This window comes from Nostoc punctiforme PCC 73102, assembly GCF_000020025.1.
Classification (GTDB): Bacteria; Cyanobacteriota; Cyanobacteriia; order Cyanobacteriales; family Nostocaceae; genus Nostoc; species Nostoc punctiforme.
In genome coordinates this window covers 4,703,158-4,719,992 of record NC_010628.1, presented here as the reverse complement: position 1 = coordinate 4,719,992, position 16,835 = coordinate 4,703,158, and the positions used below count along the sequence as shown (strand labels likewise).

The following is a 16,835-nucleotide window of genomic DNA, read 5'->3' as shown; positions in this document are numbered from 1 at the left end:
CTACACTGAGTGGTGGCGATCAAATACTATTGGATTAATTCCTGAAATTGCTTTTCACTACGCACTTTGCTAAAGTCTGGATCAGTTTTTGCTAATTTCTTGTATTTATCAGGAACAAGCTCAATTGCTTTGTCTAGGTTCTCAATTGCCAATTCTAAATTGCTTTGTAAAGCATAAGAGCAAGCTTTGTTGTAATATGCTTGGTGCAAATCTTGCTTGATGACGATCGCTCTATCATAAGATGCGATCGCGTCTTGGTAGCGGTGTAGCTTTGTCAGTGCAATGCCTCGGTTAATTAAGGCTTGATATTTGTTGGGTTGAATGGCGATCGCTTTATCGTAAGATGCGATCGCGTCTTTGTAGCGCTGCAACGATGTCAAAGCTATGCCACGATTATACCAGGCTTCATATTTATCGGGTTTGATCGCGATCGCTTTATCATAGGATGCAAGAGCATCTTGGTAACGTTGCAACGATGTTAAAGCTATGCCACGGTTAATCCAAGCTTCAGGACTCTCAACTTTGATGGCGATCGCTTTATCGTATGCCTTTATTGCATCTTCATAACGTTGTCCATCTAATAAATTATTACCTTGATGAAAAAAGTCTTCTGCTTTTTGGGTAGCCTTCGCTTCTATGAAAAGCTGGGTTACATTACTTTCTTGGACAACTTGTGTAGTATTTTCTATTGATGAGTTTGCCCCACCACTACAACCAAATGCGAAGAAAGCTATCAAACCAGATGCAACGAAGCAGCGCTGAACAATCATGCTTTACCTACAAAACTTATGAGATGATGTTAAAATTCGTTCTTTTTTTGAGTATTATCAAAATACACTAGTTTTTACGCATTAATTCACTTATCTTTTCAGAAAGAGCTTTGTTGACGACGCATAGATGTTTATTAAAATCAAGCGTAGGCTAGATTATCATATTAAATCTACATAAAGCAATTACTTAGTACCTATTTCATTAAAAAAACAATTATTTGTGTTGTATATATTGTGTAAATGTCGCCTGTTGTAGACATTGCAAGTGTTTGGTAATTACTAAGAGTGCAATGGTATACCACCCGCCATAGGCGATCGTAATAGTTTTCGCTAAACAATGATGTTAGTTGCTTCATTTTTCAAGCATTTATCTAAGCTAATCATCATTCAAATTACGTCTTTGCCTCTTTTTAGCGATTGAAACTATGCAACTTAAAACCGCATCAGATTAACATCTCTCGTTGGGGGGATGCCAATAACTGATTCTCAATGATTACTATCAGCGTTATATTTGCAAAAATTATGGGAAGTCTATCAATGTAACTTCTCGCTTGTAAAGTCTATAGGACTCATATTTTATTTAAAAAAAACTCCGTACAACTAAAAAACCTTCTTTCCTACCCACGCAAATAAGTACGTCTACGCAAGGTTGCACGAACAAACATCAAAACAGATTCCTATTTAAGACGATACTTTAAATAATACCTTCATATCTTTGTGATACCAAAATTCGATTTTCAGTACAAAGACATGAAGGCAAAAAATAGATAATAATAGGCTTTATGTTTGCAACGCCTAATTAATTCCAAAGACTGACTCGACAGTTGACTTAATCGAATCTCTTGCATCCTTTAAGGTTTGGCTAATAGGATGTTTTGCCTGTAAAAAGGCGCGGGCACAATTGCGTCCCGGCATTCCCGAAATCGAACCACCTGGATGAGTACCAGCACCAGTCAAAAATAGATTATCAATTGGCGTTTTGTAGTTTGCTATTTCTGGTAATGGACGGAAAAATATCATCTGATCTAAAGTCATGTCAACATGGTAATAATTTCCTTTGTAAGCACCTAATCTTTCTCCTAGTTCTGCTGGACTTTCAACACGACGAGCGATAGTTGCATTTTTGACATTTGGTGCATAGTCTGCCAACTTATCAACCACTCTATCTGCAACTTTATTTTTCAACTCATCTGTCCAGCCAGTACCTTTTAAACCAGTACCTTCTGCACCGGCAATTTGATAAGGGGCAAAATACTCAATCCATACAGTGTGCTTACCTGGTGGTGCTAATGTAGGGTCTAAGTAGCTAGGCATCACCACATACATTGATGGGTCAGCATCAGGAATCTCTCCCAAAGTACATTTACTATGAGCCTGTTCTACATGAGCCACAGAATCGGCAATCAAGATAGAACCAACGAGATATTCATCTTTGTGAGCGTGGTGTGGAAAATGCAGTGGTTCGTCTAAAGCTAAGTCTATCTTAAGGATGGTTTCGTTATTGTTAACAATGCGGCGTTCTAACCTTTCCCATAAATCTGGGTCGGCTCCATCAACATCACTTTTATCAGTCATTTGTAAGAACAACCGCTTGGCATCAATATTAGAAATAACCCCATATTTGGCGCGATATTCTTTACCACCAGCAACCCGCACGCCAACAGCTTTACCATCATCAATTAAAACTTTTTCAACATGCTGATCTGTAAGAATAACGCCACCTTTACTTGTGACTAAATTCACCAAAGCTTGCACTAATGCGCCAGTTCCGCCGCGAGGTCTGGCCATGCCAGGGTTATGACGCATCGCCATCATAATTGCACCAATGGCAAGGGTTTTTTGCGATGGTGGCGCACCAAGTTCTGATGCTAGCCTTGCTAGTGGCGCTTTTAGAAATTCTTCATCAAACCACTCGTTAAGTAAATCCTCGGCGCTGGTTAACATAGTGCGAATAAAGTCCAGCGTTTTGTTTGGCGAACCAATAACCGAAAATAAATCTTTGAATTTTTTGATATCGTAGTTGCCAACAATATCTATAATTGACTTTGGCGGTGCATTAAACATCGGAATCATTGCACCGATTGCTCGTTGCCAATAATCTACAAATTCTGCGTATTTTTTGGCATCACGTTCATTATAACGAGCAATTTCTGCACAAGTTTTTTCTAGCGACTTATGCCCTAAGAAATACTTGCCATCAGGATGAGGACAGAAAACAACTGGATCGCACTCCAAATAATGCAAGCCGTATTTTTCTAATTCTAATTCTTCAACAACTGGCCCCAAGTGAATAAACTCATGGTCAATAGCGCACAAGTTAAATTTAAATCCAGGAGCCTCTTGCGGTAAACATTCTTCAGTTGTTGCTGCACCACCTGGAACAGAGCGCTTTTCCAGTAACAGGACGCTATAACCAGCTTTCAACAAGTAAGCCGCACAAACTAACCCATTGTGTCCAGCACCGATCAGCACAACATCATACTCTTGCATAGTTGGAATTTAGAAATAAGTAGCTTTCTAAATAGTAGAAACATTTTATTACTTTTACATCATCCTTCAGTAACAAAAATTATCTTTAATTAAGGTTAATTCTACTAAGTAGATGAAAAATTTGACGATGATGGTATTTGCCTCACTTGAGTTTCTACCATCAGTATTAAACTACCAGTTTCCACTTTTATATCTTTAATATGAAACACCATATCTTTCCATTTAAAATATGGTATATTCATCAACTCTTTTGCTTTCTGCATTAAAGCTGTAACTACTTCTATGGAAATTCCCCCGCCCTCAGTGCAGTTAAAACTCTCCAGCATCGCGGGTTGTGAATGAGTGCGTGGACGTGCGATCGCAGTGTAAGCCAAAGGGCGAGTATTTCCCTTTTCCTTTAACAGTACTCTTCCCCTACATTCTATTTTGCCATCACCAGGTAAAAATATTTCAATTTTTTGTGCTTCAAAACTTACAATTCTGCCATCTACATCCAAATCAAAATCTTGCATCTTGCTGCGAACAAAGTCTGATGCCAAGGTGCGGTTCATATCTACTTCTGTGAGTATAATACGAGCAATGGCATTTACTGGATCGTTAAGTTCTATTTGGCCAAAAAGGGCGCTTAAGGGATTAATGGTAATACTTTCTGTTTGCAGTTTTATTTCTTGTACGCGAATATCTTTTTCGATCGTTAATCCTTGTCCTGCAACCGAAACTCCATCCGCCTGTCCCTGAACTATTTTAAACAGATCGGTTTGTACATCTATTTCTATTTTTTCTACTTCATCTAGCTTTTCAGATACTCTTCTTTCAGCTTCCTGGGATAAAAATTTTTCCTCCAACCGATGCTCATCAGGCATGGATTAGTAATCTCCTAAATGTCCTCTTACTATTTACTGTAAAGGCTATATGCTAAAGAGCGGATCTGTATTTAGGTATATGCAAATCGGAAGATTGAGTAATCAAGTAGAAAGTATTGTTTGTCTTTTAAATTTTGCCTTTTTAGTAACAACCATTTTTACACCGCCGCTAGGGACAATTGTAATACCACGACGGACTGGATATGCTGGACGTTTATCAGTAAGGCTTAATTCAAAACGGGATAATATTATGGCTGTTACTAATTTCAGTTCATACATAGAAAATGCTGCACCAATGCAACCGCGATAACCTCCACCAAAGGGTAAATATTCGTAAGGTGAAAATTTTTGGTTGAGGAATCTTTCTGGACGAAACTGTTCTGGTTCTGGGTAAGTGTCTGTTCGGCGATGTGCTAAATGAATACATGGAACTAAAACTGTTTCTGATGTAAATTTATGCCCCATAATTTCCACTGGCTCTTTTAGCATTCGTGGTGTGCAAATTAGAGCAATAGGATGAATTCGCAGTGTTTCTTGACAGACGGCAGTGAGATAAGGTAATTGTGTAATTGCTTCAGGATTCGTGAGGTTGTCCAAGGTGCTTAGTTCTTGCATTAGCCGATGTTTAACCTCTGGATGAGAGTGAATTAAATAAAATATCCAGGCTAATACACCAGATGTAGTTTCGTAACCCAACAGCAATAATGAAACGAGTTGATCGCGTAATTCCTCATCTGTCATCTGTTGCCCATTTACGTCATGTGCTGACATCAGCAGACTGAGAATATCTGTACGCATAGCATCATTTTGCCAACGTCTTTCAGAAATTTCTGCATAGATGAGTTTATCAATTTGCTCTCGTCTTTTTAAGAAAATTCCCCAAGGACTCCATGCGCCTAAATCTTTTTGCAGCGAAGGAAAGAAAAACAAGCTGGAATACCAAGGTTTAGTTACGTCTTCTAATAAAGCACTCAATTGTTCTTTTAATTGTTGGTAACGCACACCATGAGTAATACCAAATACCACTTGTAAGATAATTTCTAAAGTGATCTTTGACATTAATTTGTGTATACAAATATTTGTACCTGATGTCCAACTTTGTGTAAGTTCTTCAGCAATTTGGCAAATTGCTTGTCCATAAGACTTTAAATTATCGCCATGAAATGCTGGTAGTAATAACTGCCGTTGTTGTTGGTGTGATCGCGCTTCTTTAAATACAATAGAATTCTCTCCAAACAAGGGTTTAAATACATGTGTTGCTTTTTTAAAATCTAACTTGTGTGCAGGGACGGCAAAACAATCACTAATTGCTTGGGGATGGCTAAAAAATACTATCGGTGGCGACTTTAAACCCATTACCCGCATTGTGAAAATGTCACCATACTTGGTAGCATAATTTTCTAAAGTTTTTGTGGGTTTAGCGATTAATTGCAGAGTTTGCAGCAACGATGGTGTGGTTAGACTATCAAGTATTTTCATTATTTATTCGATACTTTTAGGCTTTAGTAAGCTGTAAATAATTCAATAAGCTTGAGGTAAGCCTAGATCCTTCCTAGGCTTAATTTTTAATTAGGGAATTAGAGCAAATATTTTTAATACTTTGGGGAGATGTTCGGGAGTTAATTACCGCTAAGTTAATCATGCTTACAAAGCATTAACATGAATTTTTACAAAGATAATAATATTTTTTTACCAAATTTTTAGAGGTATTTATAGAAGAAGCTTAATTAATTATTGTGGGATATATCCACGAAAACTACGTCTTTTGGTGATGTTAAAAGATTTGGTATTGCTATATGTACTCAGTCTTAAAACTCATTCTTTTTACAGTTGCAATATATTAAAATCCCCCATAAACCTCCTTAAAAGAGGACTATGGGGGATTAATTAAAAGCATTGAAAATCTATCTAAATATATAGATGAAAGTTGAAGGTTCCTTGAACGCAACCATCAAAGCCCTCAACATCAAACAGTGGCTGTCTGTAGGATAGGAAACTTCACCTGACGTTGGCTGGTGACAACCATCTGGATGGGACGATCTTGGCCTGTCACTAAACCACGGCGTTTAGGTCGTACTTCACTATTGTCAACTAGTTCTAATTCACGGGTGGAAAGGATTTTGGCGAGTGCTAGCTTCATTTCCAACTGGGCAAATGCTAGACCAATACAGCGCCTTGCACCACCCCCAAAAGGTAAATATTCATAGGGAGAAAATTGCCGTTCTAAAAAGCGTTCTGGTTTAAACTGCTTAGGTTCGGGGTATAAATCTTCTCGGTGGTGGGTCAAGTAAATTGAACCAATAACACCTATACCTGGTTCAAGTTCGTAGCCACCCAAAGATAGAGGAGTTCTGACTACTCTGGCAAAAGTCAGCATCGCTACTGGGTAAATTCGCAAAGTTTCGGAACAAACAGCGTTGAGGTAGGGTAATTTAAAAATGGTGCTGGGGTCAGGGTTATCACCCAAGCTATCTAGTTCTTTCAGTAACTTTTGGCGTACTGTTGGTATTTTTTGAATCCAGTAAAATGCCCATGCTAAGGCTGTTGCTGTGGTTTCATGGCCTGCGACCAACAGAGTCATTAATTCATCGCGTAACTTTTCATCAGTCATTGGTTGACCTGCTTCATCCCTAGCTGCCATGAGTAAGCTGAGGATATCTGTGCGTGATGGGTCTGGTTGTTCTTGACGTTCTCGAATTTCTTCGTATATAAGTTTGTCAGCTGCCTGCTGTCGGCGCATCTGCTTTCCCCAGAAATTAATCGGGCCAAAATCCCTTTGCAAAGCTGGAAAATAAAGCAAAGCGGCACTCAACACAGAACTTCCTTTTTCCAGCATTTCAGCCAAACAATGCTGTAATTTTTCGGCGCGTGGGCCTTCATCTAGTCCAAACACAGCTTGCATAATCACTCGCAGGGTAATAGCTTGGGTAACAGACCGGATATTGAAGGGTTGCCCTATCTGGTATTGGCTAATGACTTTCTCGGTAATATCACTAATTATTTGACTATAGCTTCGCATTCTTTCACCGTGAAAAGGTGGCAATAACAACTGCCGTTGGCGTTGGTGTTCCGCACCACTGATGGTAATCACAGAATGCTTACCAAGCAAAGATTCAAACACCAGATTTGTATCACCAGGTGCTTCTAACCCCTTGATATCGTTTGTCAAAATCTGCTCTAGCACTTCAGGTTTACTGACAAATATCAGTGGCGGAGATTTGCTGTCTAACCTGATGGTGAACATATCCCCATATCTTTTGGCACAAGTTTCCATAAATGACATGGGGCTAGTAATCCAGCGTAGCATCTGTAAAACTGCTGGGCTTTGCGGGCCTTTTGGTAATTTCATAAAATTCTTTTGTTACTTTATGTCTTGTTCCTACTTTAACTAACTGCAACTTATAAATTTCTGTTGATTGAAGTTACTTATACTGAGGGTACAAAAAAGCAATAAACTGTTACAGCCTGAAAGATGTAAAATTTTTGTTAAATTCAACGAGCATCTACAGTTTCATCTCATCGTCACAAGGTACTCAGCATGACTGCAATCTCTCCAAAAGCATCTTCAGCGCTTCCCAATTTTTCTGAAGGAATTCAATATTTTGGTGAAGCGTTACCAGATTTTGAAACTTATGGTGCAACACCTGCTATCGAGTCGGGCAAAATAGCGATCGCATCTCCCACAGACAAAGCAGCTGTATATCAAACTTTACTAGCTGCCGATGCCCTGCGCTACCTGACTTTGCAAGTTACCGCTAGTAAGGCTTCTGGGCATCCCGGCGGATTCGCCAGCCAAGCGGAAGCTTACGCATCTCTTGTCATGCTGGGATACAAGAACATTATTACCGAAGTCGGACACCACGCCCCCGGATTTTATAGTGCCATGTTCTTGGATCGTTCGCTAGAGGACATGGGAATTTTTACAGTCCAAGAATTGCGCGATCGCTTCCGAGAAAAACACGGACTTTTAGGACACCTTTCTGGGTTCATTCCCGGTATTCTTGCACCGGCTGGGCCTTTGGGACAAGGACAACACTTTGCAATGGCGGCAGCACTCCTGCACAAAGATAAGTTATTCCCCTTTACAGTTGGTGATGGTGGATTGGGTGAGCCTTATATTGTAAGTGCGATCGCTCACTTCCATACTGCTTATCCTGCTGTCACCAACTTCTTACCGGTGTTGGTGTGGAACGGTTACAGCCAAGAACATCACAGCATGGTTTCTCTGAAAACCAATGAACAGATGCAAGCATATTGGCAAGGTAATGGTTTTGATGAAGTCGTGTTAGTGGATGCCAAAGACTTTGACGATCGAGATCAGCCAGGGGATTACGTTGATAGCACCGCCTTTTCCTTTGAGAAACGCCTAGCATTTACTCAAGCAGTACTTTCGGGTGTAGATAAAGCAGCGCGATCGGCTTTGGGTGGTAAACTTACCGTCTTCATTATTAAACAACTCAAAGGTGCAGGAGTCCACGCGCGGGGTGCAAAATCTCACAATTTGTATCCTAAAGATACGCTAGATGCGCCACATATTATTAGTGCATTGCAAACCCGTGCTTTGTCTGCGGAAGCTTGGCAATTAGTCAGAACAAATGCCGAACGCGCAGGCGGTGGCCCAGCAGCGAAAACTGTAGTTACGGAATTTGAATTACCATTACCAGAATTAGGCGAATTACCTTTAGAAGAATATGCAGTTGGAGGTGAAGCCAAAGTTTCCACAACCGCAATGGGACGATTGGTAGGAATTGTTGGGAATAAAGATCGAAATTTCCTCGTCACCAACGCCGACGGTAACGAAGCATCAGGAATTGCCAATATCAACCAAGCATTAAAGATTATCCACCCCACAACCGACGACTTATATAATCAAGCACCAAATGGACAAGTTTATGAACCATTGAGTGAAGATGCTTGTGCCGGTTTAGCTGCGGGTTTAGCGTTAATGGGTGCGAGAACTTTGTGGTGTTCTTACGAATCTTTTGCTATCAACGGATTACCAATTTGGCAAACTGTAACCCAATCAATGGCAGAATTGCGCCGTCAAACTCCCTCGACTATTACTTTATTCACAGCAGGCGCATTAGAGCAAGGGCGTAACGGTTGGACTCACCAACGTCCAGAAATTGAAGCTTACTTTGCTTCATTGATGCGAAATGGAAATGTTTTCCCATTATTTCCCCCCGATGCTAATAGTATTCAAGCCTGTTATGAGTGGGCTTTGAAAACTAAGAATAAGGGAATTGTAATTACTGCAAGTAAATCGCCGTTACCAATTCGGACAACTTTAGAACAAACTCGTCAAGGGTTGCGCGATGGTGCAGTGTTATTACATGAAATCGCTGGTGATAAACAAGTTGTATTTACTGTAATTGGTGATATGACATTAATGCCAGTATTTGAAGCTGCGGCTTTTTTGGAAACTGAAGGTATTGGTGCCAAAATTATTTCTGTAATCAATCCTCGGCAATTGTATCGTCCTCATGATACTGCATGGGATACCTGTTCAGAACCCGAAGGCGGTTTCTTAGATGATGCGAAATTTGCCGAATTGTTTGATGGCGATGCGCTAATTGCTGTGACAGGTGGTGCGGCGGGGATGCTGGAACCAATTCTGTTACGGAGTACAGCCAAGCGCGACACCTTTGCATGGAAGCGTGGCGAAACTACAGCTAGTGCTGGTGAGTTAATGGCATTTAATGGATTGACTGCTGAAGCGTTGACAAAACGTGCGAGCGCGTTAGTGCATTAAAACTGCGATTGTCTTTTATTTTATCGCAAATATACGTATGAGAATGCTGAAAAATTGCGTTTAATGCGTATATTTGCGTTTTTTTATGAGAACTTCTAAGGCATTGAGATTACTTTATAAATAAATGTGGTTAGATTTGCTGAAATTCTTTAACATTAACAGTTTTTCAAGTCGCAAAAGCAGGTTTTCAAGTCACAAAAGCTGCTTTTCATGTCACAAAAGCTGCTTTTCATGTCGCAAAAGCAGGTTTTCATGTCGCAAAAGCTGCTTTTCAAGTCGCAAAAGCTACTTTTCAAGTCACAAAAGCTACTTTTCAAGTCGCAAAAGCTACTTTTCAAGTCACAAAAGCTACTTTTCAAGTCGCAAAAGCTACTTTTCAAGTCACAAAAGCTACTTTTCAAGTCGCAAAAGCAGGTTTTCATGTCGCAAAAGCTAGTTTACGAGTTCAAAACTTAATTCACAAGCCAGGATGAAACGCGATATTTCTATAGAAAATGTGGTGTTTAATTGGATTGGCTGTGGAGGGTTGAGGAAAGGTGCGAGCGTGTTAGTGTATTAAGGATTTTTAAACCACATATTTTCGCTGCTATCAATTAATTGTTATGGTGTAGATATGTGGCTTTAATTATTAATCAAATTTAAAATATATGTTAATCACAAGTAAAAATTATACAAAATCTAATGCCTATTGTTGCTTATCAGGAGGTAATATTCTTACCTTGTCTATAATAATTTCTTCAATGCTCATTTTCTCTAGCGTCTCGCATAAACTAAAATATATTTTAAGCTTTAAAGTATTATTTGGATGTATGCCTTTAGCCACCGCTTCAATCGTTAGGCACTCAAGAGGATAAATTTAGGAAGTATACATTCCAATATTTACATTAATTTATCAGGCGCGATCGCGTCAAATCACTCAACTTAAAAAGTAGTCTATAATAGGGTCGTAGCTAAAATTTCCCTCAATGTAGAAGTTAAGTTTTGGGTGAGTTATTTCATGTTTGAACTCGAAAAAAATTTACATCAAAAATAGATGCGATCGCAATTATAGCTTGTGAACTATTTTACTCGATACTGATATCTATATGACTCCACAAACCATAGACCAAATCACTACTCTCGAAGAACAGCGTTTTCTCCTACCTGGCCATTACACTTGGGAAGAATTTGAGAAACTTGAAGCATTAACAGCAGATGCGCCAGGTTTGCGGATAACTTATCTTGATGGGTGTGTGGAATTTATGACTCTTGGTGAACAACATGAAGCTATTAAAAGTGTGATTGCTATATTTTTAGCGCTTTACTTTTTTGAAAAAGGTATAAATTTTATCCCTGTAGGTAGCGCTACTCGTCGAGCAAAAGAAAAGGGAGCTTCCTTTGAACCTGATGAATCTTATTATTTAGGGGAAAAGAAAGAAAACCCCGATCTAGCAATTGAAGTAAATATTACTAGTGGCAGTATAGATAAGTTAGAAAAATATAAGCGTTTTAACATTACTGAAGTCTGGTTTTGGGAAAATAATCAAATATCTGTATATCACCTCACTAATAATAACTATGAGCAAATTTCTCAAAGCCAATTACTGCCAGACTTAGATATAAGTTTGTTAGTATGTTGTGTTTTAATGCCTTCAATAATTGAAGCAAGAACAGAGTTTATCAAAGGAATTCGGCAATAATCTTTTAATTAATGGCATCTAAACAGCATGACAGATAGAACAGATTTATCAAAAATGATTGCCAACAAAGCCGAAAATCCATTAATTATCTCACCTGAAAATTTGCAGTCACAAGAAGATATAGAACTTGAGCGAAAGCTGCGAGAACTCAAGTTTAAACAAGAACTAAGAAAAGACTGGATTTTATTTATTGTCAGGGATGTAGTAATTTTTCCTGCGGCTATCCTTTTTATTTTTGCTGCCAGTGGTTATTCCCTATTTCTTCATATTCATGGGTAACTTACTCTGACTACAATTTTTAATCAACCGCAGAGGCGCAGAGTACACAGAGAAAAGAGATATGATATTCACAAACAATTTGGAATTGTTGGAAATTATTTCTCTCTGCGTTCTCTGCGCCTCTGCGGTTATTTAAAAAATCGTACACCAGTAAATTTGCGTAACTAATTTTACAGACGACGAAGCCAACTTGTTAAAAGTAGACTCATCTTTATATCCACACAAATTTTGCTGGATATAAAGTAAGTACCTGATTGAAATAATCTAAAAATATGGGGCTTTTAATATTTTCTGTTGCTTTAGTTGCCATTGTTGCTCTAATTATCATTAATGCCTACAACGATTTAGTCAAGTATCGCAACCGTTACAAAAATGCTTACTCTCAAATCGATGTTCAATTACAGCGCCGCTATGACTTAATTCCCAACTTGGTGGAAACTGCCAAAGGTTACATGAAACATGAGCGGGAAACTTTAGAAGCAGTGATTGCAGCTCGGAATTCTGCAATTAATGCTAGCAGTCGTGCTGCACAAAATCCCGGCGATCCTCAAGCGATGCAGCAGTTGGGCAATGCTGAAGGAGCGCTAACAGGTGCGTTAAGTCGGTTGATGGTACTTTCAGAATCTTATCCAGAATTGAAAGCCGATCGCAGCATGACTCAGGTAATGGAAGAATTATCTTCCACCGAAAACCGGATTGCTTTTGCACGTCAGGCTTTTAATGACGCGGTGACACTTTACAACACCAAAAGCGAATCTTTCCCCAGCAATCTTGTGGCAAATACTTTTAACTTTACTGTTGCAGAATTGCTCGCCGAAGCGACTCCAGAAATGAGAAATGCTCCACGCGTGTCTTTTTAGGTATCTATGAATTTCTTTGAACATCAGGATCGGGCACGCCAAAACACGCAACAATTAATTGGATTATTTTCCCTGTCGATCGCAGTCATGATTATGGCGATTTATATTGCCGCTTTATTTCTGTTCCGCATGGCTCCCCGTGTTTGGTGGCATCCAGGGATATTTCTCTACGTGGCTGGGATTACAATAATTGCGATCGCAGTGGGAAGCCTCTATAAAATTGCCTGTCTCCGTCAAGGAGGAAGCGTAATTGCTCAGGAGTTGGGGGGAAGACTCTTACTCCCAGATATGGCAGATGAACAAGGGCGACAACTATTAAATATAGTCGAGGAAATGGCGATCGCTTCTGGTATTTCTGTCCCAGAAGTTTATCTCCTGGAAAGAGAAACCAGTATTAATGCGTTTGCTGCCGGATTTACGCCCAATGATGCTGTAATTGGAGTTACGCGTGGGACTTTACAACACCTGAACCGAGATGAGCTACAAGGAGTCATTGGGCACGAATTTAGCCATATTCTCAATGGAGATATGCGGCTGAATTTACGTTTAGTGGGACTACTGCACGGGATTTTGTTCATTTATTTAACTGGAGAATTGCTCTGGCGAATTCGCGATAGCTTCCGTTTAGGAAAGGAAGATAAGGGTTTACCTATCTGGGCTTTTGGTTTGGCACTAATGGCAATTGGCGGTATCGGATTACTGTGTGGACGGCTGATTAAAGCCGCCGTCTCTCGCCAACGCGAATTTCTTGCCGATGCTTCAGCTGTACAGTTCACTCGCAACCCTAACGGACTTAACGGAGTCTTCCAAAAACTCCAACAGATGGATTCACGCTTGATTTCGCCTGGTGCAGAAGCCGCTAGCCACATGTTTTTTGGCAATGCCCTCAACCCCTCTTTCTGGGACAACATGTTTTCTACCCATCCACCTCTGGCAGAACGTATCCGTCGCATTGGGGGTTTGAACGTCAGTAATTTGGCAGCAATGCCATCTCGCAATCAAATGCGTTCCCCTTCCCAGGAATCTCTAACAATGGGCTTTGCTGGTAGTTCCAATGCCATGCCAGAACAGGTTGTAAACCAAGTTGGAAGCGTTACACCAGAGCATTTTGCCCATGCTCAAGCGCTGTTATCGCAGTTACCAGAATCCCTGCACTTGGGTGTGCGAGAACAGAAAAGTGCAATGGCGATCGCTTTTGCCCTAGCGTTAGATACAGAAAATATCGAGATCCAAGAACGTCAAATTGCTTGGTTACGCGAGGTACAGCCTGCTGAGTTGGTAGACAAAACTCTAGAATTGAGTAGCGAAATTAGCCAGTTAGATGCCAAAATTCGCTTACCACTTGTGGATTTGGCAGTACCCGTATTGCGCCAAAATTCTGCCAAAGAATGCCAAAGACTATGCAAATGTGTCCACGGTTTAGCTGTAGCCACCGGAAGCTTATCGCTGTGGCATTTTGTGTTGCAGTTAATACTATGGCATCGCCTCCAACCTAGTATAAATCCTGCATCTACAACAACAGTAGAATACACCTCCATAGAACAGATTTGGCCAGATAGTCTATTAGTACTGTCCGTAATTGCCCGCGTTGGACACTCTCAACCCGATGCGTCCACCAAAGACATCGCCTATGCTTTTCGTTCTGGGGTTTTTCGGCTTCCCAAAGCCGCAGAACAAGAAAAACCAGACACGCCACCAAGCTGTAATTTTACTGAACTTAAGAAGAGTATTGAACGCCTCCGCCTTGCCAGCCCTAAACTCAAGCAAGCTATTGTAGATGCCTGCGCTCACACGGTACTATTAGATAACAAGGTTACACAGTCAGAAGCAGATTTACTAAGAGCGATCGCTATGACGCTAGACTGTCCCATCCCTCCATTTTTAAACCCTCAGCGTGGCATTTCAAAACAGAGACAATCTTCTTCGAAGGGAAGTTAATATAACGAGTGAGACACAATTATTTATAACTAAACAAGAAAGTCCGCAAAAACGGACTTTTCTATTATTCTTTTTTATAGCTATAAATAGCTGTTTCACAGGAAAATTACCCGTTGCATTATCATTATATTTACAAGCAATTGATTTATTTTCGTTCTCGTTTTTTATTGGCATTCTTCTCTACGAGACGCTGTGCGTTAGCGGCTCGTTCATTTTTATAACTCAGATAAGATTGCTATAGTACAAATAGTTATTTGGGCAAAAGAGTATCATATTGTACAAAAAATCTTGGCATTGCCTAGAAGTATTAACTTGCTTAAAAAAGTTTAGACAAAATGCCAGCATTCTAGAAATTTGATTGCTATATTAGATTAAATAACTATTCTGGCAAGGATTAAAAAGCTGTGCGGGATGATTTACAGGGCTTGGAAATTAGTCAGGGTGAACTGCAAAAGCTGACTAATTTACCTGTCCACGATCAACTTTTAATCATTACAAATCCTCTCAAAAATTTTACAAAGTTATACATTCAAAAAATTAAAAGTTCGGAAGGAGCTACTGTAATTTTTATTGGGTTTGCTACATTTGTTTTTGGCTATCTTTTATTTGATATATTTATAAAAATATTTGTATCATGGATAGCAATTCCATCCTGGATGGTATTAATTATCTTAGGGCTTTGGGTTGGCGGTCTTACGCAAACCATCTTATATTTAATCTGGAAAAAGAGAAGTAAAATTGTCAAGCTCAATATGACAAACTCTCTCCAAATCCTGTTAAATGATGTTGAAAGATATAATACCGTAATTAGAGCGATACATATCAATGACCAAATAGAAGAAGCTGGGAATCCAGAAGTGTTGATAAAAGAAAGAGAGAGTGTTCTCGCAGCGCTTAATCTCACCAAAGCTGATTTAGTTCGCGCTTTGAAGACAGAAAGAATTTTGAGAGAGAATAAGAGCTTTATCCTTAGTAATACAGAACTATTTGTCAATAATTTAGCAACTTTAACAGCCATGCAAGTAAATGAACAGGCCACTGAGCATGGAAGGTTGCTCAATGAAGCATTACAGATTGCATTAGATGTACAACACGAAATGAAAAGATTACAGACTCAGGGTTAAAACAATTTGTAATGATGCTCTCTACGAGATACTGTGCGAGATTCGCTAGACTAACATAATGACATTTGTTCGCAAGCAGTATGTCGCATACAAGACTCAGTAACGTAATTCGTAATTGAAAAATAGGTCAGACTAAGAAACCTCTTCTGATAGCCCAGTTATGGATGAAAATTTAGACCTCAACTGTAACTTAATTACCAATTGTTGATGGCTTTTTCCATAATCCTTCCCACGGTAGCGATCCCCGGTCTAACATAAAGAATATAAAGAAAGCGATCGCTTATCGGCATGGACTGGAAAGAAGTCAGAGGTAACTGGGTAATCATTCCCCGAAATCCCATAGGTATCATCCATTTTTTAGGAGGTGCATTTGTCGCCACTGCACCACACATCACTTATCGCTGGTTACTCGAACAACTGGCAAGTAAAGGCTATGTTGTAATTGCTACGCCTTTTGTCAATACATTGGATCATACAGCGATCGCAAAATCCGTGCTGTTAAACTTTGACCGTACCCTGGAACGATTACATGATTCTGGGGCATTACGCAAGCTTTATTTCCCCATCTATGGTCTTGGACACAGTATGGGTTGTAAACTTCACTTGCTGATTGGTAGCCTCTTTAAAGTAGAACGTGCAGGCAATATTTTAATATCCTTCAACAACTACGCCGCCAAAGAAGCTATTCCCCTAGTAGAACAGTTCAATTCTACTTTGAAAATCGAGTTTACTCCTTCTCCGTTGGAAACTAACAAACTTGTCCAAGAGCGTTACAATATCAGGCGCAATTTATTAATAAAGTTTAGTAATGACACCATTGACCAATCAGCAGCTTTAACCAAAATATTACAAGAACGCTTCGATGACATGGTAACAGCACAAACGTTACCAGGAACTCATACAACGCCTTTAGGTCAAGATATTAAATGGCAAACTGGAACGTCTTTTACTCCTTTTGATGCATTAGGACAATGGTTCAAGCAAGAAGCATACCGCGACTTGAACCAGCTAAAAAGTTCTATCCTCTTGTGGATGAATCCTCTTGCACCCCCATAATGTTTTATGACTATCAAAAAGTCA

Annotated in this window: 12 protein-coding genes; 7 read left to right on the top strand and 5 right to left on the bottom strand. The window is 39.7% G+C overall.

Going from position 1 to position 16,835, the window contains the following annotated elements:
- Nucleotides 1–26 precede the first annotated feature (26 nt).
- From NPUN_RS18925 to NPUN_RS18905, 5 genes are all read right to left on the bottom strand, one after another.
- Nucleotides 27–770 carry a tetratricopeptide repeat protein gene (locus NPUN_RS18925; protein WP_012410106.1) on the bottom strand — a complete coding sequence of 248 codons (744 nt, stop codon included), beginning with the start codon at nt 768–770 and terminating at the stop codon, nt 27–29.
- Between the two features lie 795 nt (nt 771–1,565).
- Nucleotides 1,566–3,260 (bottom strand): beta-carotene ketolase CrtO, encoded by a 1,695-nt coding sequence (crtO, locus tag NPUN_RS18920; protein WP_012410105.1) that lies wholly within the window; start codon nt 3,258–3,260, stop codon nt 1,566–1,568.
- A gap of 104 nt (nt 3,261–3,364) precedes the next feature.
- Entirely contained in the window at nt 3,365–4,123 is a 759-nt protein-coding gene (locus NPUN_RS18915) for an LmeA family phospholipid-binding protein (RefSeq protein WP_012410104.1), read from the bottom strand.
- A gap of 102 nt (nt 4,124–4,225) precedes the next feature.
- Nucleotides 4,226–5,602 (bottom strand): cytochrome P450, encoded by a 1,377-nt coding sequence (locus tag NPUN_RS18910; protein WP_012410103.1) that lies wholly within the window; start codon nt 5,600–5,602, stop codon nt 4,226–4,228.
- A gap of 487 nt (nt 5,603–6,089) precedes the next feature.
- On the bottom strand, nt 6,090–7,472 hold the full coding sequence (locus NPUN_RS18905) for a cytochrome P450 (RefSeq protein WP_012410102.1): 1,383 nt from the start codon (nt 7,470–7,472) through the stop codon (nt 6,090–6,092).
- Between the two features lie 189 nt (nt 7,473–7,661).
- Here NPUN_RS18905 and NPUN_RS18900 point away from each other — a divergent pair, with 189 nt between their 5' ends.
- The 7 genes from NPUN_RS18900 to NPUN_RS18865 all read left to right on the top strand — a co-directional run bounded on the left by NPUN_RS18900 (nt 7,662) and on the right by NPUN_RS18865 (nt 16,811).
- A complete protein-coding gene (locus NPUN_RS18900) occupies nt 7,662–9,875 on the top strand; it encodes a phosphoketolase family protein (RefSeq protein WP_012410101.1) in 2,214 nt (737 codons plus the stop codon).
- Between the two features lie 1,085 nt (nt 9,876–10,960).
- On the top strand, nt 10,961–11,554 hold the full coding sequence (locus NPUN_RS18890) for a Uma2 family endonuclease (RefSeq protein ID WP_012410100.1): 594 nt from the start codon (nt 10,961–10,963) through the stop codon (nt 11,552–11,554).
- A 27-nt stretch (nt 11,555–11,581) separates the two neighbouring features.
- The gene (locus tag NPUN_RS18885) at nt 11,582–11,833 is read left to right on the top strand and encodes a hypothetical protein (protein ID WP_012410099.1); all 252 of its coding nucleotides are present in this window, start codon (nt 11,582–11,584) and stop codon (nt 11,831–11,833) included.
- A gap of 272 nt (nt 11,834–12,105) precedes the next feature.
- On the top strand, nt 12,106–12,693 hold the full coding sequence (locus NPUN_RS18880) for a LemA family protein (RefSeq protein WP_012410098.1): 588 nt from the start codon (nt 12,106–12,108) through the stop codon (nt 12,691–12,693).
- 6 nt (nt 12,694–12,699) lie between these two features.
- Nucleotides 12,700–14,631, top strand: a complete 1,932-nt coding sequence (locus tag NPUN_RS18875; protein WP_012410097.1) for a M48 family metallopeptidase — start codon at nt 12,700–12,702, stop codon at nt 14,629–14,631.
- Nucleotides 14,632–15,035: 404 nt separating this feature from the next.
- Nucleotides 15,036–15,755, top strand: a complete 720-nt coding sequence (locus NPUN_RS18870; protein ID WP_012410096.1) for a hypothetical protein — start codon at nt 15,036–15,038, stop codon at nt 15,753–15,755.
- A 288-nt stretch (nt 15,756–16,043) separates the two neighbouring features.
- Nucleotides 16,044–16,811 carry a DUF1350 family protein gene (locus tag NPUN_RS18865; protein ID WP_012410095.1) on the top strand — a complete coding sequence of 256 codons (768 nt, stop codon included), beginning with the start codon at nt 16,044–16,046 and terminating at the stop codon, nt 16,809–16,811.
- Nucleotides 16,812–16,835 lie beyond the last annotated feature (24 nt).

Coding starts and splice junctions, on each gene's coding strand:
- NPUN_RS18890 (WP_012410100.1), top strand. CDS start 10,961: ATGACTCCACAAACCATAGACCAAATCACTACTCTCGAAGAACAGCGT.
- crtO (WP_012410105.1), bottom strand. CDS start 3,260: ATGCAAGAGTATGATGTTGTGCTGATCGGTGCTGGACACAATGGGTTA.
- NPUN_RS18885 (WP_012410099.1), top strand. CDS start 11,582: ATGACAGATAGAACAGATTTATCAAAAATGATTGCCAACAAAGCCGAA.
- NPUN_RS18865 (WP_012410095.1), top strand. CDS start 16,044: ATGGACTGGAAAGAAGTCAGAGGTAACTGGGTAATCATTCCCCGAAAT.
- NPUN_RS18875 (WP_012410097.1), top strand. CDS start 12,700: ATGAATTTCTTTGAACATCAGGATCGGGCACGCCAAAACACGCAACAA.
- NPUN_RS18880 (WP_012410098.1), top strand. CDS start 12,106: ATGGGGCTTTTAATATTTTCTGTTGCTTTAGTTGCCATTGTTGCTCTA.
- NPUN_RS18915 (WP_012410104.1), bottom strand. CDS start 4,123: ATGCCTGATGAGCATCGGTTGGAGGAAAAATTTTTATCCCAGGAAGCT.
- NPUN_RS18925 (WP_012410106.1), bottom strand. CDS start 770: ATGATTGTTCAGCGCTGCTTCGTTGCATCTGGTTTGATAGCTTTCTTC.
- NPUN_RS18900 (WP_012410101.1), top strand. CDS start 7,662: ATGACTGCAATCTCTCCAAAAGCATCTTCAGCGCTTCCCAATTTTTCT.
- NPUN_RS18905 (WP_012410102.1), bottom strand. CDS start 7,472: ATGAAATTACCAAAAGGCCCGCAAAGCCCAGCAGTTTTACAGATGCTA.
- NPUN_RS18910 (WP_012410103.1), bottom strand. CDS start 5,602: ATGAAAATACTTGATAGTCTAACCACACCATCGTTGCTGCAAACTCTG.